The organism is Bacillus cereus group sp. MYBK216-1, from assembly GCF_051916495.1.
Classification (GTDB): Bacteria; Bacillota; Bacilli; order Bacillales; family Bacillaceae_G; genus Bacillus_A; species Bacillus_A thuringiensis_K.
In genome coordinates this window covers 635,664-653,986 of record NZ_JBQAGT010000003.1, presented here as the reverse complement: position 1 = coordinate 653,986, position 18,323 = coordinate 635,664, and the positions used below count along the sequence as shown (strand labels likewise).

The window sequence follows — 18,323 nt, the reverse complement described above, 5'->3', positions numbered from 1 at the left end:
TTAAAGAACTGGAGAGTGATTGATAATGCGGCAATACACAAATAGAAATGAGGAATTGAAAATGGAAAATGAAATGAGGATATTCACAAATGACAACAATAAATATAGGGATTGTTGCGCACGTAGACGCTGGCAAGACGAGTTTGACTGAGCGTATTCTTTATGAAACGAATGTGATTAAAGAAATTGGCCGAGTAGATAGTGGTAATACACAAACTGACTCAATGGAATTAGAAAGACAACGCGGAATTACGATTAAAGCATCTGTCGTTTCTTTCTTTATTGATGATGTAAAAGTAAATGTCATTGATACACCTGGACACGCTGATTTTATCGCTGAAGTGGAGCGATCATTCCGCGTTCTAGACGGTGCGATTTTAGTTATCTCTGCCGTTGAAGGTGTGCAAGCACAAACAAAAATTTTAATGCGAACATTACAGAAACTAAACATACCGACTATTTTATTCGTTAATAAAATTGATCGTAGTGGCGCAAACACTGAAAAAGTTATGAAACAAATAAAAGAGGTTCTTTCAAATGAAGCATTCCCCTTCTATTCTGTTCTAAACGTAGGAACGAAAGGAGCCCAGATTATTGCATACAAATCATATGACGATTGTACGGAACTGTTAGCGCCATATAATGAATCGTTACTTGCGTCATATGTAAATGATGAAATCGTACCGGACGTATTATTAAGAGAAGAACTCGAAAAACAAATACAGCAAGCAAGTGTGTACCCAATCTTTTTCGGTTCAGCCATGACAGGTATAGGTGTAACTGAACTGCTCGAAAATATTTCAACCTTATTTCCAGCTAATAAGTCGGCAGAAAACGAAACATTATCCGGTGTTGTGTTTAAAATTGAACGTGAACCTTCTGGAGAAAAGATTGCTTATGTAAGAGTTTTTTCTGGTCGTTTACACGTAAGAAAATATGTTGATATACAGCGCGGAGACGTTCTGGGGCATAAAGAAAAGGTTAAGAAAATATGTCTATTTCATAACGGGAATGTTGTTCAAGCTTCTATCGTTCCTAGCGGAGAATTTTGCAAAGTGTGGGGACTGAATGATATTAAAATTGGTGATATTATTGGTGAACGTACGGATTATATAAAAGATATTCACTTTGCCGAACCACAAATGGAAGCTTCCATTGATGCAGTATCAAAAGAAAGAATTCATGATTTATACGCTGCACTTATGGAGCTATGTGAAGAAGATCCACTTATTAAAGTGTGGAAAGATGATGTTCATAATGAACTATATATTCGCCTTTTCGGTGAAGTACAGAAAGAAGTAATTGAAACGACTCTTTTTGAAAAATATAATTTGCAGGTTACTTTTTCAAATACGCGAGTTGTATGTATTGAAAAGCCAATTGGCATTGGGAATTCCGTTGAAGTCATGGGTGAAAAAGCCAATCCATTTTACGCAACAGTCGGATTCAAAGTTGAACGTGGTGAACTTAATTGCGGCATAACATATAAATTAGGTGTTGAGCTCGGCTCACTACCTTTAGCATTCCATAAAGCGATTGAAGATACGGTATTTCAAACGTTAAAACAAGGATTATATGGATGGGAAGTTACAGATATTATCGTCACGTTAACACATACTGGTTATGCTAGTCCTGTTACAACAGCGAGTGACTTTAGAAATTTAACACCGATCGTATTAATGGATGCTTTAAAGCAAACTGAAACACATGTATATGAACCAATAAACGAGTTTGAATTAACTGTACCGGAGCACGCAATTAGTACCGCGATGTATAAGCTCGCTGCCGTTCCAGCAACTTTTAGAGAGCCTATATTGAATAATAACTCTTACCAGTTAACAGGATCATTACCTGTTGCAAAAACAGAGAATTTTAAACGAATGCTACATTCATTTACAGAAGGAGACGGCATATTTACAACGAAGCCAGCTGGTTTCACAAAGCTTATGGCTCCCTTCCCTACTCGAAAACGTGTTGATTATAATCCGCTGAACCGTAAGGATTATTTACTTCATGTTTTGAAGGCTTATTAAAGTAAAAGAGGTGCAATTCGCACCTCTTTTGCATGTATTAATAGGTTAGTTTGTCCTAACAACTTCTTTAAGTTCTCCTATTATTTTCGCTATAGCCTCAATTGAATTTTCCGTTTCATATCCCCCAACATTTACAGAATGATTTGCATTTTTGACAACTTCAATCTGTAAATTCGTTTTATATAACTGATCAATTTGATCTGCATTGTATTGGTGATCTTTATCCCCAATAACTAAAAACCCTTCGTGTCGACTATGTAAGATAGAATCAAAAATTGTATCAAACGTCAGTAAAGGTGTAAGTAATATCATTTTTGACTGCGCGAATTCGTCTCTCTTCATTAAATCATTTGCAATCGGAATTGTTCCGAGTGACTTCCCTAAAAACATAGTCTCGTTGTATTGCTCATCTTTTAATACTTCATTTATTACAGGATTAATATCATCCATCATTACTTTCGTTACTTCTTCCATTGGTTTATTCATTACTTGTTCGTCATAAGAATAATGAATATGTACAACATCTATTTTATGTTCAAGCATTAACATCGTTGCGTAATAAAATAACGGCTTATCATAATTGTATCCTGAACCTGAAAACATAAAGCAAACGGTACTAGAACCTTTTTCGATATGTGTGTAATAAATTACTTTGTCATTTATATGTACCTCTTTTTTAGTTGCCTTCACCATTTTCCCCTCCGAATACATTTACTTTTGTAATACGATATGTTCTGTGTGAACTGATACATCCTTTACTTTCTCTTTTATAAATGCAGGCTGTAAGTTATATGTATGCAGTTCTTCAACTGGCACCCATCTAAACAAATACGTTCTACCCTCTTCTTCCAAAATATATTGATCCGCTCCATTTGCAGGTAACTCATGTAGCTCTACTTCATAATAAAAACTAATTTCATGAAACTTTCGCTCAGAAAGTGTAAAGAAATTTTCTACTGACCATATTAATCTTTTCCCTTTCATAGGAACACCTAATTCTTCTGCAAGCTCTCGTTTTAACGCATCCTCACTATTCTCTAACATTTTCACTCTTCCGCCTGGTACGTACCAAAAATCTTCACCGTCACATTGCTGAATAAGTAGTTTATTACCTTGTTTACAAATTGCTCCGACTCGGTAATTAAAACATGTTTCCTCTACTTTAAACGTAAGATCCATCCGTAATGCCCCCTCATATAAATATCGAATTATTACAAAACAATTATGTAATTACTGTACAAATAAGGTTACTAAATTTATCCACTTCATTCAATCGTTTTCGAATTTTCCGAACTCTTATTTTTCATCATTACAAGTGTATATACATATGTTACAATCACATTGCACACTAGAAAACATTATGGGGGTACGGATGGAAACGTTATTAATCCAGCAAACTGAGAAATCAAATAAGTTTTGGAAAATCGTTGTGAAAGAAAAAGACTATGTTGTGTTTTACGGAAAAATCGGCACAGCTGGCAGTGTGAAAGCGAAAGAGTTTGAAACAGAAGAAGAATGTATGAAAGAAGCTAATAAACTAGTTGCTTCCAAACGTAAAAAAGGATATATAAACCCTATTCAAGGGGAAGATTACATAAAAGAAAAGACAATAACCGAAGAAGAATTTTGGGAACTACTTAATCGTGCAAAAACGAAAGGTGAGGAACAAGTAGAACAAATAGAATGGCTTACTTCCCACCTTGCTAAACGTACAGTACATGAAATTGTTGCTTTCGATACGCATATGCATCGTATTTTGAAAGATTCCTATACCTCCCGTTTATGGGCAGCAGCCTATATTATTATGGGTGGCTGTTCAGATGATACTTTCGATTACTTCCGCGGATGGTTATTATATCAAGGAAAAGAGACATACGAAGCTTGTATTGAAGATCCAGAACGATTAATTCCTGTATTAGAAAACTTGAGTGAGTATGACGTCCCAGAGATTGAAGAACTTTCTTTATATTTCGGTTTCACTGTATATGCAGAAAAAACTGGTGACGAAGATGATACTTACTTTACACTTTACCATGTCTTATCTAATGAAGAATTCAACGATGTAGATTTTGAATTTGACTGGAATGAAGACGATGAAGAAGGTTTAAAAAAGATGTTTCCTAAGCTATGGGAGATGTATGGGGAAGAACCGATTGAGTAGTAGATTAATTATTCGTGAAAAAGCGCCTTGTTTCTTTAGTAACAAGGCACTTTTTTTGATACTATATTTAAATTATTATCTTCCCACTCTCCCACCACTCCATAAAAGTCTTTAAAGAAGGAGCAACCCACGTTCTACTATCATTTTCATGATTCCATACATATATATCATCTCTTTGCACTTTTCCATTCAAAATGGAATAGCCAAACAAATCACCATTTCCGCCATCAGCAAAAAATAATAAACAGCCAAAAGGCATATATAGATCCTTAAAATCAGCTATATTTCTCATATTCATATTTTCAGTTTTAATTTTTGAAGCAGACCATATAAAGTCCCCGTACTCACCTTCTATACCGTTTGTTTCTTGTAATAATTGATATAAATCATTCGGTAACTCCACATATAAACATTGTTGTATATCAGTAAGTTCCTCCTTCGTAGCCGAATTTTTTAAGCTTAAGTTTGATGAGATACTGTGAATGGTGTCTTTCCACATCACCTTTTCTCCTCCTTATGTGCAATCAAGTATATTCAAAGGACTCCGCTAAATTTATTGATACCATCTTTCTAACAATTCCTTCTCCCTCTCCCCTGAAATACCTGCTTTTAATTCCCATTCGTCTGTACTCTTCATCCACTCATACACGTCTGTAACTGTCTCTTCTATTTTTCTAAAAGTAAGTCCTTCTTTAACAGCATTCTCGATACTTATAGAAAACCCACCTTTCCACGGCTTCGTCTCACCTTCTAATGAAAAAGTTTCTGGAAGCCATAGTGGCATCTCTGTCCAAGGCTGTACTTTATGTCCATTCATAAACGATTCATCTACCCAAACGAATTCAGCATCACTATTCATAACCTTTTTACACGTATTTAATAGCTCTTCCATCGTCAAATCATAATTTGGACCTGTTACATTGAATGTACCTACATTTTTATTTCCTGCTATGTTTAGTCCCCAGTTTGCGACGTCTTTTATATCAACTATTTGCACTGGACGGTCTTTTCTTCCTGGAACTAACACTTTACCTCCTTTTGCTACACGCCCGATCCAATATGGAAGTCGATCTGTATAATCAAACATTCCTGAAAGAAGTCCTGCTCTTACGTGTACAACACGCCCTGGCCAATATTTCTCTGCTTCTTTTTCACATAATACTTTTAGTGCACCATAATGCTCATAATGAGATATTTCACCATTCTCTACAGCCTTTATTTGCTCTTCCGTTGGTTCAGGTTGTAATATATAGTCTTCTTTTATGTCATGCGGGATCCAATCCTTATATACGGAAAGGCTTGAGATGAATATATAATGTTTTATATTATCTTTTAAGACATCTCCAATATTCCGAATGTGATGCGGAGAAAACCCACATGTATCCACGACAACATCCCATTTTCGATTTTCTAAACTTGATACATCACCATTTCTGTCACCGATAAGTTGCTCCACTTCAGGAAAAATTTCTTTGTTTGTTCCGCGGTTAAATAATGTAACTTCATGTCCTCTTTTTAAGGCCTCTTCTACAAAAGCTCTTCCTAAAAATCGTGTACCGCCTAGAATTAATATTTTCATAGTTCTCCCCCATTCGTGATTAATAACCCTTCCTAATGTTTAACGATTTTTTATTGAGGAAAGTTACGGGGAGCATTTAAATTTTTCTACAAGTTCACCATTACTCTTTTAAAAGTATATACTCTTTAATTAATCTCCATCTATCCTTTGCTTCTGGCACAACTTCAGAAGCAATCGCCACCACCAGTTCCTTCTCTGGTACGCAGCAAATCATATTCCCACCATCGCCCATTGCACAGTATGAAAAAATTCTATCCTCTTCTCGTAACCACCATAAGTAACCATATTGATTTGGGTTCATTGTTGTCGATTCTTTTATCCATAATTTTGATAGTATTTGTTTTCCATTATGAATACCTTCATTCAAATACAGCTGTCCAAACTTAGCCATATCTTTAACTGTTAACGTTAGTCCCCAGCCGCCCGTCGAAATACCATTTGGATCGTGAACCCATCCCTTTACATCTTTTCCGAATAAGTCATCAAATCCAAATGCTTTCATATTGTAGTTTGGAATTTCTCTCATGCCGAGTGGCTGAAATAAGTATTTATTCGCAAATTCACGGGCACTTTTTCCTGTTGCGCTCGTTATGATTGCTGATAGTAAATGAGCTCCTGCAGATGAGTATTTAAAAGATCCGATTTCTCCGCCTTTTCCTATCCTATTTAACGTATACTGTACCCAATCTTGTTGTGTACATAGTTCTTCTAACGGTTCCTGCCAGTCTACGAAAGGGTGTGGAACTGTCATCGTAAGAAGATGCTCTACTGTTATTTCAGGTGAATGAACGTTATATTCCGGGAAAAATTCTATTACTCTTTGATCAACGCTTTTTATATAGCCCTTATCTATACATATCCCAATTAGCGCAGAGATTATCGTTTTTGTGACTGACGCTATGTGAAATGCATCATCTGGACCGTAACCGTTATAATATTTTTCAAAAATAACATTACCTTTCTGCATTACTAACATACCATTCATATTTTCATATTCTTCTTTTATAATCTGATCTAACTTTTCAGCAGTTTTCATTATTCTTTCCCCTTTAACCTGTAATTAAAAAGGTTCGATAGGTACATATATATCAACTATATGTTTATGCTTTGGATGCTGCTTTGGGTCATTTCTATATACTTCAAAAGGATACGAGTCTCTCGGTTTATATCCGCTATTTGGCAGCCACTCACCATATATAAAGTCCCACGCTCCCTTATATTCATCTTGGAATATTTCAAAATGTCCTACTGCATACTTGCCTGAAGGTATTATCATTATTCCAATATCACTCGTTTCTACTGCGGACTCATTCGGAATTGTTATGCATAAACTAGTTCTTAAATGATTGTCCTCAGTAAATTCATGATGATCGTGGTAAATGGTTAATACTTTCGTATCCTCAAATACATGATAATTTTGTTCAACTGCGTAATGAAATAATTTCTCTATCATTTTTGAAAAAGCTATAGTTAACTCTTCATATGTACCGATATGCCTTATGTATGCGACGTTTATATCATCTACTGTTACAATTTCAACATTCCCTCGAACCTTCTTACATTCATTGTATTGAGAAGTTCTTCTTACGTCTTTGCAATTCTTGCTATTATCGTTTCGATATTGTGACGGACTTACACCGTAATAATTTTTAAATGTGCGGGAGAAAACTGCTGAATCTGTGAATCCGAAGTGATACGCAATATCTGTAATTGTCATATCCAAACGGTATGTAAGTAAATTTGTTGCTCTTTCTAATTTTAATCGGTTTACATACCGTGATAATGGCTCGTCTACTATACCTTTAAAAATACGATGAAAATGAAACTTTGAAAATCCTGCTACATCCGCTAGCTCTTCAATGGATAGTGAACTGTCTATGTTTGATTCTATATAATCTTGAACCTTATGTATGCGTCTTACATACTCATTTCTACTCTGTTTATTCTCCATACTCTTTATCTCCTCACAACAAAAAGAACCATCCCAGAATACTTTTAGGACGGCTTTCTATTCGTAATAGATTCTTCCATATTCTATTGTTAAATCGATATAATTTCACTATATTTTTTAAATTGATGGTAATGTGGCGGTCTCCCGATTTAATTGAAAGAAACAACTATTTTTTTATAGCCCTACGCAAATTAGTAATATTATTGGGATTTAGCTCCCATTGTCTCATAAGTTCTCTTTGTCTTGTTTTTAAGTCTTCAAATGGTTCTTCCACTATGTCGATTTTATTAAATTTCCCTTCGAAAACTAAAGCATTTTTTATCTTTTTATATCCACCAAAACCTAAGTCATCATTTAGTAACCAGACTACTCTCTGTATTTTTGCGAATAAAATACCATCTGTACACATTGGACACGGTTCCAACGTGCTATAAATAGTAAACTTCTCATTTTTTATTTTTGCATCAAACATTGCTTCCCCTGCATTGCGAATAGCGTCTATCTCTGCGTGAGCTGTTATGTCTTTTTGTGGATGCACTCTATTTCTTCCTCTTGCAATGACATTATTATTTCCATCAACAATAACTGCTCCTACTGGATATGTGTTTTCTTTTAATGCCTTTTCTGCTTCTTCCAATGCCATCTCCAAAAAATATCTATCTCTTTCAAAATGCATATAAATCCCCTTCTTTTGATGAAATTATTTTACAGAAATTGCTTTTGACATCCCACTCACTTCTATCAAATTAACAAAACAAAAAAGGATATCATTATGTCTGCAACAACGGGGCAAGAATGGTGTTTTAATATAAACTTAATTGAATAGAATTTGTGATACAATCCCATCTTCATTAAGCTAAGAAAAACAAATACTCTAAAACGAGAAATTTTGAGGTATCATAAAAATTTTCAAATTTTTAATTCTTGTTTTGACGTTTCTTTTGTATGCTCCCTATAACTCCAAATACAATCGCTACTGCTAAACATACGATTGAGAAAGTTTGTAATACGTTTGTCGAAAAATAGCCTACCCCTAACACTACTGCTAAAACGATTCCTGCTACTAACATTCTCCGTTGCTGCATATCCATGCAATCATTCCCCTTTTATTTACACATTTTTCAAAAACAAAACTCTACTACCGCCGTTCCCATCATAATTTGTATGTACCGATACACCCTCTACCTCATCATCCCCAGCCTCAATTCGAAAACCGATTTCTTGATGAAACTGTATCGACTTTTTATTAGTTGGTGACGTAATTGCTTTTACAACTTTACGATTATTTGCACGAGCGACATCAAAGAAATAAGAATACAATGTCGATGCGATTCCTCTTCTTCTATACTTCGGATTTACACCGATAAAATGAACGTATGCTTCATCTTTATATGTTTGTGAAAAAAATCCACATAAGAAACCTAACGTTTCTCCTTCTTCCTCAATGATAAAACTCGTTTCTTGAAAGTGAACGAAAAACAATTTTGGCAACATGGCAGCCATGTCTCTCCCGCCCCACCAATCATTTAAAACAGAATGAATCTTTACATAATCTTCCCCTTGGATGTTTCTTACTCGCATATGTTTCTCCCTCTCACTCACTTCATTTTTTCATAAATTTTAATGACTGTTTCTACTAATAGGATGAATACCCATATCCCGCAAAATACAAGAACTGACTGAAATATAGAACCTAGCATAACAATACTTATTAAACCTAATTCTGATCCTGAAATGGACATTTCATCAAACCCCAGGTTATGTATAAATGGACCAGTTGAAAAAGCCATTAAAATTGATCCTATTAAATAAATCACACTCATTATTTTTAATATTTTTATAGAAAGATACGAAGTTTGTTCTTGCTCCACTTGTGATAATTCGATTTCTCCGTTCTCAATTCCTTTTTGTAAACAGTCTTCACATAGAAATTATTCCTTAATTTTTTTACCACCGTGCATCGTACCTGTTCTTTCTTTACATCTTGAGCATTTTCGATTTATCATGTTGTTACCACTCCAATCTATTAAGATTATACTTATACAATTCTATTTTTACCTTAATATCCCTTTTATGTATTTTATAGAGAAAGGTCGTGTTTTATGATTTCAAAACTCACGTTTGGCTCGAAAAAACGTACCGTTCATTATGTATTAAGACCTAGTTGTTATGCGATTATTTTCCATTCATCTTCTTCAAAGATTGCTGTTATCCAAAAAGGAGACCGTTACTTTTTACCTGGTGGCGGTATGGAAGGTAATGAAACAAAAGAAGAATGTTTGCACCGTGAACTACTAGAGGAATTAGGATGGGCAATTAAAATTGATCAGTATGTCGGTAATGCGGCTCGATATTTTTATGCAGAAAAGGAAGATATATATTATTTAAACGATGGATTTTTTTATATTGCGAATATGGTGCAGAAACAAACTGAAAACTGTGAGGAGGATCATGTTCTAAGGTGGATGTCTCCATTGCATGCTATAAAGCTTCTCATACACGATCATCAAAAATGGGCCGTTGAACACGCGCTTTTATTACGAAATAAAAAATGATCTCCTTCTATATGAAAGAGATCATTTTTACTGTTAACTTACTTTTTTCAAATTGAGAGCAGGCTTTTTCATTCCGCCTTTTTTTACAACATATAAACCGATAAAGATAATAAGCCCGCCAACGAGTTGCATCATATTAACTTGCTCCCCAATTGTCACTGCCGCAAAGATAACTGCGAATAAAGGTACAAGATACATATAAACCATTACTTTTGTTGAGCCTATTTGACTAATACCGACATACCATATTGCTAGTCCGAAGATGGTCGCGAAGATGATTGAATATGCTAGTGATCCCCAGCTTGGCGTATCTACTGGCCATGTTAATGAATTTACGTTGAATAAACAGTATATAACTAGCGGTACAATTCCAATTAAAGTAGACCATGATGTGACTCTCATTGCGGAGTATTTTGTGATAAGAGGTTGCGCTAATATTGGATACCATCCCCACGCAATTGCTGCGACTAATCCAATTACATTTCCGAGCCACGCATACTCATAAGTAGCTCCTCCTGTATGTCCTGTTAATAAAACGAATGCTGCACCAATAAACGCTACTATTGAACCAATTTGTACTTTCATCGAAAAACGTTCTTGTTTGTGTAATACTGCTAATATCCCTGTAAAAATAGGTGACATCGCAATTAATAATGAGGCGTTCGTTGCTGAAGTATATTTCACAGATAGCATAAACATCGTTTGATACATTGCCGTACCAACAATGCCGACTGCTACTAATCGTAACCAATCTTTTCTTTCAATACGTAATGAGCGTTCCATCATAAACGTAATAAGTAATAATACCGGAGATGCTACTAAAAATCGTAAACTATTAAATTGAATGGATGACATATATGCCACACCATACTTTCCAATTGTATAATTTGCTCCCCATACTAATGCAACTGATACTAGGAGCCATTCCATTTGCCATCGTTTCATCCGAATCTCCCCTTCCATATTTAGCATAGTAAAATTGGCTGGATATAACACCGTCCAATTGGCTGTTTTTTTACCCAGCCAATTTGTTATACTGAATATATATAAGAGATTCGGAGGCGTTTGTATGGAATGGAAGCTAGATAACGACAGTAAAATCCCCATTTATCAGCAAGTTGTTGACTTTATTGAAAAACGTATTACATATGGAGAACTTCCTCCAGGTAGCTTCCTCCCTTCCGAACGGAAATTAGCTACACAGTTAAATGTAAACCGAAGTACAGTAACGACTGCTTATAATGAACTACGTGCAATGGGAATTGTAGAAAGTACGACTGGTAAAGGTACACGTGTAAGTACACATATGTGGGGCGTTTCTCCAACATTAACGCCGAACTGGAGAAATTTCGTAGAAGGTGGTACGTTTTTACCAAACTTACCGTTACTTCGCCATATTCGGGCAGAAATACAACAAAATGAAAATATTATAGATTTCGCGAATGGAGAACTCGGTTGTAATCTTTATCCTCACGATCAACTACAAACGATTTTACGAGAACAACCGTTAACGCATTCATTAAGTTATGATCATCCGCAAGGCTATCTCCCGTTAAGACAAGCGGTCGTAAAATATATGAAAGAATATTTAAAAGTTGAGGCGACTGAACAATCCATTATGATTACATCCGGCGCCCAGCAAGCACTTCACCTTATCGTACAATGCTTATTAAATCCCGGTGATGCAGTCGCTTTTGAAAGTCCTTCACACTGTTATTCCTTACCGTTATTCCAATCAGCAGGTATTCGTATTTTCCCGTTACCTGTCGATGAACATGGTATTAATCCGGATGATGTACAGGAATTATATAGAAAGCACCGCATTAAAATGATTTTTTTAAATCCAAATTTCCAAAACCCTACGGGCACAATGCTTCATCCAAACCGTAGAAAAAAACTGTTATCACTTTGCGCAGATTTACGAATTGCGATCGTTGAAGATGATCCATCTAGTTTGCTGACACTAGAAAAGAAACAACCTTGTCCTACTTTAAAATCAATAGATGAAAATGGGACAGTCATTTATGTACATTCCTTGTCTAAAATGATTGCACCAGGTTTACGAGTCGGCTGGCTTGTCGCCCCGCAGTCTGTAGTAGAAAGGTTATCCGACGCAAGACACCAAATGGAATTAGGTATGAGTATTTTCCCGCAGTGGCTTATGCAGCAATTTTTCGAAACTGTGCCATTTCACTCTCATATCGTACCGTTACGAAAACAATTAGCGGAAAAAAGAGACGTTATCGTTCGCGCCTTAAATGAGCAACTTCACGACAAAATCTCTTTTTCAAACCCGACCGGCGGTATATACATATGGGGAAAATTAAACGAACCGATAAACGAAAAACAACTCATTATGCAAAGTTTAAAACAAGAAATCGCCTTTATGCCGGGTAGTATTTTCGGCGCGAAAGATGGTTATATTCGTTTATCTTATGGAAAAGTGAATATTAATCAAATTGAGGAAGGGATTTCTCGTTTACGTGAGGCTATTTTGCTTTGTGAAAAATAATGTGAGATAAAGCCTTCTCGTTTGACAAAAGAAAAATCTACCATTATTATCAACACGAACCTAGTTACCCCGCATTAACGGGCAATAAAACTCCCAGCTCAAAATTTAGCTGTAACAAAGAAGTTAGGTGGGAGATTAACTGCCCGTTAATGCCCGATTGGTTCAACTAATAATCAGTGAAGGGTGAATCCCCCCCACTGATTAAAGTTTCACTTTATAGGAGTGGTAAAAATGAAAATTTACGTTGATGCAGATGCTTGCCCTGTAAAAGATGTAATTATTTATGAGGCTACGAATGCAGAAATCCCTGTAACCCTCGTTACTAGCTTTTCTCATTATTCTAATGCTCAGCAGCCTAAAGGTGTGGAAACAATTTATGTTGATTCTGGAGCAGATGCTGCAGATTACCGAATTATGCAGTTAGCAAAAAAAGAAGATTTAATCGTAACGCAAGATTACGGTCTTGCTTCGCTCGCTTTAGCAAAAGGCTGTATCGTACTACACCATAAAGGCTATAAGTATACGAATGATAACATTGAACAATTGTTACAAACACGATATTTAAGTGCAATGGTTCGAAAAAGTGGTAAGCGTACAAAGGGACCGAAACCATTTACAGCAGAAGATAAAGAGAAATTTAGAGCGCTCTTTAAAAGTATGATCGCCCATTAAAGATGAACCTTCTTTTCGAAAGGAAAACTTCGCAAAACAAAGAAGAGAATATCCAAATGAACATTCTCTTCTTGAGGTTTACCCGTTTAAAATGAAGGTAAATTATCTAAGTTATTTTCCTTTATTCCATCAGGTTCACTACGTATAATATCTCTGCCATACTTATGAAATACATCCACATGAGCTAACTTCCCTGATTTTGCTTCACTAAGAGCAGTCATATAATCTAACTCTCTCCCGCTACTTGTTTTAAACGCTATTAAATCACCATCATCATTTTTACGAACAGCAACAATTTGTTCTGCTCCTGAATTGACTTCATTGTCTACTTCAAATTGAGCTTGCTCTTCTCCTTGATGTAAGTAATCATTATAAACTTTTTCAAAGTCTTTATTGTCCATAACATTCACCTCCAGCACATTTTTTAGTATGGCTGGGAGGTAGTGGTTTTATGTACTTTTCTCTTAGAAAAACGTATTTTAATACCTACGCAAACCCTTCAAAGTCTCCAATATATCATCTGTAAAAGCTGTACTACCCTCTGTCTCTAAAGCTCTGAAATATAAACTTCTTAAGAAAGCTCTAATATTTTGTACTAAAATATCATACTGAGGATGCGGGATGTCTTCAACAATTGCTATACTATGTAACCAATTGCTCCACTCTTCCTCAGTTAAAAGATTTTGGTTACGTAACGACATAATTGGCGCTACTAATCTCTCATCTTCAAAGTGAATGTATACGTAGTCATGTAAGCGAACCTTCTGACGAACAGCAGCTAATATAGCATATGAAAACTCACGATTTTGGATTGTACGTGCTAAAGCATCAAGCGCATCTGCTGCATGTGCAGTAGAGTGTGCCCAGCCTTTTCCTTCTACGTAGCCTCTTACATCTTCTTCTAAATACACATATTCCAGCACTTGTTCTGCTACACTGTACAGTTGTTCTTCGGATAACAACGGTTCTCTTTCATGAACAGATAAAATAAGTGGTGGAATTAATACGGAGAATGCACGTTTAAATACAGAATCTGTTCCCTTTTCACCAATTTTATAAAATAAATAATCAGGACTAATTGCTTGTAACATTAATCCTCTTAACTCTTTTTGTCTAAATACATCATTTGTAATCCATGTATGAAGCGTACTATAAATTAAATCATCACGTAATTCAGCATCTGGTGATCCGATATAATCTAGCATCCACTGCGCATATGGATATGCATCTACGTCTTCTGGTACAGCATAATTGTTATTTTTAATTTGTAGTAGTTCTTCTTTTAGTTCTAGTACTTCATTCATTATATTTCTTGTCCCCTTTTTGCGTTTTTTATTGTCTTATCCCCTTTTATTTGCTTCATAAAATTAATTTAATTATAACAATAAACAAAAGGCTATACATATATTTCTGATTATGTATTACGCTCTTTCATGAAATATAACTTCTGGATTTCCTAAATCATTATTCTTAAATATAACATTCGTACACTCTTTTGGATTATGCTCATCTATATACATCTTACAGGCCGCATGATATCTGTTTAAAAACATCTGCTCTGCTTCTTCATAACTTCCAAAAGCTTCAGTTTCCCGCTTAGCACCACGTTTTCTCGCAATCTCAAAATTTGTATCTACAAAGATTTTGTAATCAAATAAATGCGCAACGTCTTTTTTCAATAGAAACGTTCCATCTACTATTAATATCATATTTTGCGTGGCCAATAGCGGCTCATTATGTACAGGCATATCCGTTATTAAGTTATGAGAAATCGTTTCATATTGTAAATTCCCGTTAGGTCCTAAAGGCATTAATAATCTTTCTTTGAAAGCTGTATAATCGTGTGCATCTTCATAATACCCCCTTGCAGATTCTTTTCCTTTTGCATAGCGAATCACTCTTGGATTATGAAAATCATCAATGCTGGCGCGTGTTACTGGTAATCCTCGTTTTTTTATTTCTTCCGCTAGTTCGTTTGCAAATGTTGTTTTTCCTGATGCTGTAATACCACTTACTCCAACTCTTGTTGGATAGGTTAAGTTTAGCTTTAAAATATAATCTGCAATTTTTTTGATTTGTTGTTTTCGGTTCATGATATCTCCCTTTACATTTAGTTTACATAATATTATTACAAGTAATAATACATGTCGCTATTTGTCGGTAAGTCGATATTCTTTATCGAATCGTCGATATATCGAAAAAATCGTTGATATATTTTAAGTTACGATAGATATATTTGAAAAATCGTTGATATATTATTAGCTTACTTCCCCTTAAACCCTCGATATAAAGCAGTCCGTAATTCTTGTTTGTATTCTTCAATTTCTGGCATTTCGAGTTCTTCTGCTAGTCTGATAGCTAATTCAATATCATACGGTACTCGTACAAGTTGAATAGAAAAGCTCGCTGCTTCTTTTTCATTGTAAGTTCCTTCAAATATTAAATAGGAAGCTTGTGTTATTTCAAGTGGGTTTCCTACGCTACCAGCATTACATAACGTTTTTCCTCTGAAATTTTGAACGAATGCTTGGTGAACGTCACCGTAGCAAACGACATCTGGCTTTCTTTCTTCTTCTATGTTCTCTGTGACCTCACTGTTTTCGAACATACTAACACGCTCTTCTCTTGAAGCGTGCGGTTGAATTCTTTCATATAAACTTCTCGGTGAAGCGTGGAACATACGAATCAATTTGCCACTCATAAAAAATTCGATTGAAAATGGTAAGCTTCTTAAATAATCATTTTGTTCTTCCGATAATTGTTTTTGATGCCATTTTAACGCTTCAAATTCAGTCGGTTTTGTAATAAAATCATCCCAGTTACCCATTACAACTACTTCACATTCTTTACGAATGATTTCAATTACTTCGCTAGAATGAGGGCCTTTTCCGACTAAATCTCCAAGACAAATAATGCGTTCAATTCCTCTTAATTTAATATCTTTCAGTACAGAATCTAATGCCGGAATATTGCCGTGAATATCTGAAATTACTGCTATTTTATCCATATGAATCCCTCCATTACTTATAGTTTATTATATCCTCATGTTGTGATTGATACCATTTTGGAATATAGGATGAAAAATGATTATGATCTTCTAAAATTCTGTTCAATCTTTCTTTCATATCATCTACTAAATGGGGCATGCTTCGGTTTGTCCATACGATATCCGCTGGGAATGTCATTGCTGCATATAAGGAGTACAGTTTCCAAAAATGAAGTGACGGTTCTCCCCCGCAATAACCATGAACTTGTCCAACTGCAAATGGTTTACTTATTCTTGTAGTAAAAATCGCTACGTTATAGAAATCGTGTATTGGATCGCCAAAATCATATCCACCAAAATCGATAACGATAAACTCCTTATTATGAATCATACTATTTGCTGGATGGAAATCATCGTGTAAAAAGGTGATTGGACGATTTTTCAATAAATACTTATGATTTTCTACAAAGGTTAATATGGGCTTCAAATCGAGAAATTTCACCTCGTAACCTTCTAATGCTTCTATATATCTTTCATACTTATTCCATCGAACCGTTTCCCATTTATTACTTACGCTTTCTTTTTCAATTGAATGAATCCTCTTTAATACTTCCCCTGCTTTTCTTCCTGCATAATACTGTTCTTCCACCGATAGCTTCCCTAAACCTTCTTCACCATTTACACCTTGGACCCATTCAAATACTTGAACACATTTATTTAATTCCTCAAGTTTTATGAAATGAATTAACTTCGGCGTTGGAATATGTAATAACTCTAATTGTTTCATATACGTATATTCTTCTTGTTTACGTTCAAAATGAACAGCATCACATACTTTTACAAAATATGTTACTGTGTTTTCTAACTCTATTTTATATTTCTCTTCATGTGAAAAACCTTTCGAAATAGCTGTACACGTTGCAATACGAGGCCATTCTAGTTCTCTCTCTATCTCTCTAAGCATTTCTTCCACAACGTTCACCTCTATTAATATATGTACAAACTACCTAACACTTCATGTTCTCGTTTATTTCCACCTTTAAACTCTACTGCAAATGGATTTTCGCCATGATTTTTTTTGTATTCTTGCACTAGACCTTCTCCAACCGGTTCACAAAACTGCACATGAATGTCACCAAACGATACACTTTGACACTCCGCATTCCATTCTTCATTTTTCACGACCGAGCTTGCAGTTAACTCCATTACTTCTTTCCATTTCTGCACCGTTTCTCGAACATTTTTCACCGCATAATGAACCGTTTCAATTTGTTGTACCTTGTTTTTATGTTCCGTGATTGTTCCAATGTTACGTAAATCTTTTCTTCTTTCTTCATCTGTTTCATTCCATTGTATAAAGAAAGGTAATTTCGGCCCGTTCTCTTCTTGCTTTACAAATAACATTTTCCATTCTAAAAGGCGACCATCTTTTCTCATACGTTTCCCTTCAAATGGTCCTTTTGTTTGTAAACCGTATTTACTAAACTTATCTGCTAATTCTTCAATGGCATCTGTTCGAATTGCGATTTGTAGCATCCCTTCGCCATCTTGTAATTTCACTACCGTTTCTTGTACTAATGGATTTTCTGCCTCTTCCGCTTTTTCTTCATGTTGAACTGCTAAAAATTCTATATATGATAAATCAAAATAACTTAAACTATTCCAAGTACCCCAATTCGTATGCTCTCCGCCTAATACAGTATGAAATCCAAGTTCCTGCATTTGTTTTGCTGCTTCCTCCGGTGTACCATGTACTGCGTGTACGAGATGATCAAATCGTAACATGTCTTTCTCCCCTTTCTTTCCATCCTTTTATTGTATATTTTATTTTTCTTTCATTCAATTCAAAAAACTTTAAAACCCAGTTGATTTAT

The 18,323-nt window shown here is 35.3% G+C and carries 22 protein-coding genes; 5 read left to right on the top strand and 17 right to left on the bottom strand.

Annotation, left to right across the window (positions count from 1 at the left end; genetic code table 11):
- Positions 1-89 precede the first annotated feature (89 nt).
- Complete coding sequence (locus tag ACTFRH_RS13560) at positions 90-2,033, top strand: elongation factor G (protein WP_000207818.1); 1,944 nt, start codon at positions 90-92, stop codon at positions 2,031-2,033.
- 45 nt (positions 2,034-2,078) lie between these two features.
- Here ACTFRH_RS13560 and ACTFRH_RS13555 read toward each other — a convergent pair whose 3' ends face one another.
- Together ACTFRH_RS13555 and ACTFRH_RS13550 are read right to left on the bottom strand one after the other, a co-directional pair.
- Entirely contained in the window at positions 2,079-2,744 is a 666-nt protein-coding gene (locus tag ACTFRH_RS13555) for an alpha/beta family hydrolase (protein ID WP_003301736.1), read from the bottom strand.
- Positions 2,745-3,212: an NUDIX hydrolase gene (locus ACTFRH_RS13550; RefSeq protein ID WP_000366254.1), complete on the bottom strand. Its 468-nt coding sequence runs from the start codon at positions 3,210-3,212 to the stop codon at positions 2,745-2,747.
- A gap of 193 nt (positions 3,213-3,405) precedes the next feature.
- Here ACTFRH_RS13550 and ACTFRH_RS13545 point away from each other — a divergent pair, with 193 nt between their 5' ends.
- The gene (locus ACTFRH_RS13545; RefSeq protein ID WP_000449114.1) at positions 3,406-4,194 is read left to right on the top strand and encodes a DUF4240 domain-containing protein; all 789 of its coding nucleotides are present in this window, start codon (positions 3,406-3,408) and stop codon (positions 4,192-4,194) included.
- Between the two features lie 67 nt (positions 4,195-4,261).
- Here ACTFRH_RS13545 and ACTFRH_RS13540 read toward each other — a convergent pair whose 3' ends face one another.
- From ACTFRH_RS13540 to ACTFRH_RS13505, 8 genes are all read right to left on the bottom strand, one after another.
- The gene (locus tag ACTFRH_RS13540; RefSeq protein WP_033703563.1) at positions 4,262-4,693 is read right to left on the bottom strand and encodes an SMI1/KNR4 family protein; all 432 of its coding nucleotides are present in this window, start codon (positions 4,691-4,693) and stop codon (positions 4,262-4,264) included.
- A 54-nt stretch (positions 4,694-4,747) separates the two neighbouring features.
- Positions 4,748-5,773 carry an SDR family oxidoreductase gene (locus tag ACTFRH_RS13535; protein WP_000697705.1) on the bottom strand — a complete coding sequence of 342 codons (1,026 nt, stop codon included), beginning with the start codon at positions 5,771-5,773 and terminating at the stop codon, positions 4,748-4,750.
- Positions 5,774-5,873: 100 nt separating this feature from the next.
- Positions 5,874-6,809 carry a serine hydrolase domain-containing protein gene (locus ACTFRH_RS13530; RefSeq protein ID WP_000844647.1) on the bottom strand — a complete coding sequence of 312 codons (936 nt, stop codon included), beginning with the start codon at positions 6,807-6,809 and terminating at the stop codon, positions 5,874-5,876.
- Between the two features lie 24 nt (positions 6,810-6,833).
- Positions 6,834-7,724 (bottom strand): AraC family transcriptional regulator, encoded by an 891-nt coding sequence (locus ACTFRH_RS13525; RefSeq protein ID WP_000428672.1) that lies wholly within the window; start codon positions 7,722-7,724, stop codon positions 6,834-6,836.
- A 166-nt stretch (positions 7,725-7,890) separates the two neighbouring features.
- Positions 7,891-8,400 carry a nucleoside deaminase gene (locus ACTFRH_RS13520; protein WP_000545358.1) on the bottom strand — a complete coding sequence of 170 codons (510 nt, stop codon included), beginning with the start codon at positions 8,398-8,400 and terminating at the stop codon, positions 7,891-7,893.
- 241 nt (positions 8,401-8,641) lie between these two features.
- On the bottom strand, positions 8,642-8,815 hold the full coding sequence (locus ACTFRH_RS13515) for a hypothetical protein (protein WP_000367555.1): 174 nt from the start codon (positions 8,813-8,815) through the stop codon (positions 8,642-8,644).
- 19 nt (positions 8,816-8,834) lie between these two features.
- A complete protein-coding gene (locus tag ACTFRH_RS13510; RefSeq protein WP_001266057.1) occupies positions 8,835-9,305 on the bottom strand; it encodes a GNAT family N-acetyltransferase in 471 nt (156 codons plus the stop codon).
- A 17-nt stretch (positions 9,306-9,322) separates the two neighbouring features.
- Positions 9,323-9,625, bottom strand: a complete 303-nt coding sequence (locus ACTFRH_RS13505) for a DUF3980 domain-containing protein (protein ID WP_080545888.1) — start codon at positions 9,623-9,625, stop codon at positions 9,323-9,325.
- 201 nt (positions 9,626-9,826) lie between these two features.
- On the opposite strand from ACTFRH_RS13505, the gene ACTFRH_RS13500 reads away from it, so the two are divergent.
- Positions 9,827-10,279 carry an NUDIX hydrolase gene (locus ACTFRH_RS13500; RefSeq protein WP_000624002.1) on the top strand — a complete coding sequence of 151 codons (453 nt, stop codon included), beginning with the start codon at positions 9,827-9,829 and terminating at the stop codon, positions 10,277-10,279.
- Positions 10,280-10,312: 33 nt separating this feature from the next.
- Here ACTFRH_RS13500 and ACTFRH_RS13495 read toward each other — a convergent pair whose 3' ends face one another.
- The gene (locus ACTFRH_RS13495; protein ID WP_000832982.1) at positions 10,313-11,224 is read right to left on the bottom strand and encodes a DMT family transporter; all 912 of its coding nucleotides are present in this window, start codon (positions 11,222-11,224) and stop codon (positions 10,313-10,315) included.
- 124 nt (positions 11,225-11,348) lie between these two features.
- Between ACTFRH_RS13495 and pdxR the strand changes: the two genes are divergently transcribed.
- Positions 11,349-12,791, top strand: coding sequence for a MocR-like pyridoxine biosynthesis transcription factor PdxR (pdxR, locus tag ACTFRH_RS13490; protein ID WP_000454887.1), 1,443 nt, complete (start codon positions 11,349-11,351; stop codon positions 12,789-12,791).
- 231 nt (positions 12,792-13,022) lie between these two features.
- Positions 13,023-13,463, top strand: a complete 441-nt coding sequence (locus ACTFRH_RS13485) for a YaiI/YqxD family protein (RefSeq protein WP_000708787.1) — start codon at positions 13,023-13,025, stop codon at positions 13,461-13,463.
- A gap of 86 nt (positions 13,464-13,549) precedes the next feature.
- On the opposite strand, the gene ACTFRH_RS13480 is transcribed toward ACTFRH_RS13485, so the two are convergent.
- From ACTFRH_RS13480 to ACTFRH_RS13455, 6 genes are all read right to left on the bottom strand, one after another.
- Entirely contained in the window at positions 13,550-13,864 is a 315-nt protein-coding gene (locus ACTFRH_RS13480) for a DUF3892 domain-containing protein (RefSeq protein ID WP_000368864.1), read from the bottom strand.
- Between the two features lie 78 nt (positions 13,865-13,942).
- Complete coding sequence (locus ACTFRH_RS13475) at positions 13,943-14,767, bottom strand: DUF2785 domain-containing protein (protein ID WP_001006672.1); 825 nt, start codon at positions 14,765-14,767, stop codon at positions 13,943-13,945.
- Between the two features lie 117 nt (positions 14,768-14,884).
- The gene (locus ACTFRH_RS13470) at positions 14,885-15,556 is read right to left on the bottom strand and encodes a uridine kinase (protein ID WP_001080545.1); all 672 of its coding nucleotides are present in this window, start codon (positions 15,554-15,556) and stop codon (positions 14,885-14,887) included.
- 170 nt (positions 15,557-15,726) lie between these two features.
- Positions 15,727-16,470 carry a metallophosphoesterase family protein gene (locus ACTFRH_RS13465; RefSeq protein ID WP_000357616.1) on the bottom strand — a complete coding sequence of 248 codons (744 nt, stop codon included), beginning with the start codon at positions 16,468-16,470 and terminating at the stop codon, positions 15,727-15,729.
- Between the two features lie 13 nt (positions 16,471-16,483).
- Positions 16,484-17,422, bottom strand: coding sequence for an aminoglycoside phosphotransferase family protein (locus ACTFRH_RS13460; RefSeq protein WP_000392071.1), 939 nt, complete (start codon positions 17,420-17,422; stop codon positions 16,484-16,486).
- Between the two features lie 14 nt (positions 17,423-17,436).
- On the bottom strand, positions 17,437-18,234 hold the full coding sequence (locus ACTFRH_RS13455) for a VOC family protein (RefSeq protein ID WP_000943344.1): 798 nt from the start codon (positions 18,232-18,234) through the stop codon (positions 17,437-17,439).
- Between the last annotated feature and the right edge of the window lie 89 nt (positions 18,235-18,323).

Coding starts and splice junctions, on each gene's coding strand:
- ACTFRH_RS13545 (WP_000449114.1), top strand. CDS start 3,406: ATGGAAACGTTATTAATCCAGCAAACTGAGAAATCAAATAAGTTTTGG.
- pdxR (WP_000454887.1), top strand. CDS start 11,349: ATGGAATGGAAGCTAGATAACGACAGTAAAATCCCCATTTATCAGCAA.
- ACTFRH_RS13465 (WP_000357616.1), bottom strand. CDS start 16,470: ATGGATAAAATAGCAGTAATTTCAGATATTCACGGCAATATTCCGGCA.
- ACTFRH_RS13555 (WP_003301736.1), bottom strand. CDS start 2,744: ATGTATTCGGAGGGGAAAATGGTGAAGGCAACTAAAAAAGAGGTACAT.
- ACTFRH_RS13560 (WP_000207818.1), top strand. CDS start 90: ATGACAACAATAAATATAGGGATTGTTGCGCACGTAGACGCTGGCAAG.
- ACTFRH_RS13480 (WP_000368864.1), bottom strand. CDS start 13,864: ATGGACAATAAAGACTTTGAAAAAGTTTATAATGATTACTTACATCAA.
- ACTFRH_RS13550 (WP_000366254.1), bottom strand. CDS start 3,212: ATGGATCTTACGTTTAAAGTAGAGGAAACATGTTTTAATTACCGAGTC.
- ACTFRH_RS13455 (WP_000943344.1), bottom strand. CDS start 18,234: ATGTTACGATTTGATCATCTCGTACACGCAGTACATGGTACACCGGAG.
- ACTFRH_RS13530 (WP_000844647.1), bottom strand. CDS start 6,809: ATGAAAACTGCTGAAAAGTTAGATCAGATTATAAAAGAAGAATATGAA.
- ACTFRH_RS13495 (WP_000832982.1), bottom strand. CDS start 11,224: ATGAAACGATGGCAAATGGAATGGCTCCTAGTATCAGTTGCATTAGTA.
- ACTFRH_RS13525 (WP_000428672.1), bottom strand. CDS start 7,724: ATGGAGAATAAACAGAGTAGAAATGAGTATGTAAGACGCATACATAAG.
- ACTFRH_RS13520 (WP_000545358.1), bottom strand. CDS start 8,400: ATGCATTTTGAAAGAGATAGATATTTTTTGGAGATGGCATTGGAAGAA.
- ACTFRH_RS13540 (WP_033703563.1), bottom strand. CDS start 4,693: ATGTGGAAAGACACCATTCACAGTATCTCATCAAACTTAAGCTTAAAA.
- ACTFRH_RS13510 (WP_001266057.1), bottom strand. CDS start 9,305: ATGCGAGTAAGAAACATCCAAGGGGAAGATTATGTAAAGATTCATTCT.
- ACTFRH_RS13485 (WP_000708787.1), top strand. CDS start 13,023: ATGAAAATTTACGTTGATGCAGATGCTTGCCCTGTAAAAGATGTAATT.
- ACTFRH_RS13470 (WP_001080545.1), bottom strand. CDS start 15,556: ATGAACCGAAAACAACAAATCAAAAAAATTGCAGATTATATTTTAAAG.
- ACTFRH_RS13515 (WP_000367555.1), bottom strand. CDS start 8,815: ATGGATATGCAGCAACGGAGAATGTTAGTAGCAGGAATCGTTTTAGCA.
- ACTFRH_RS13535 (WP_000697705.1), bottom strand. CDS start 5,773: ATGAAAATATTAATTCTAGGCGGTACACGATTTTTAGGAAGAGCTTTT.
- ACTFRH_RS13475 (WP_001006672.1), bottom strand. CDS start 14,767: ATGAATGAAGTACTAGAACTAAAAGAAGAACTACTACAAATTAAAAAT.
- ACTFRH_RS13500 (WP_000624002.1), top strand. CDS start 9,827: ATGATTTCAAAACTCACGTTTGGCTCGAAAAAACGTACCGTTCATTAT.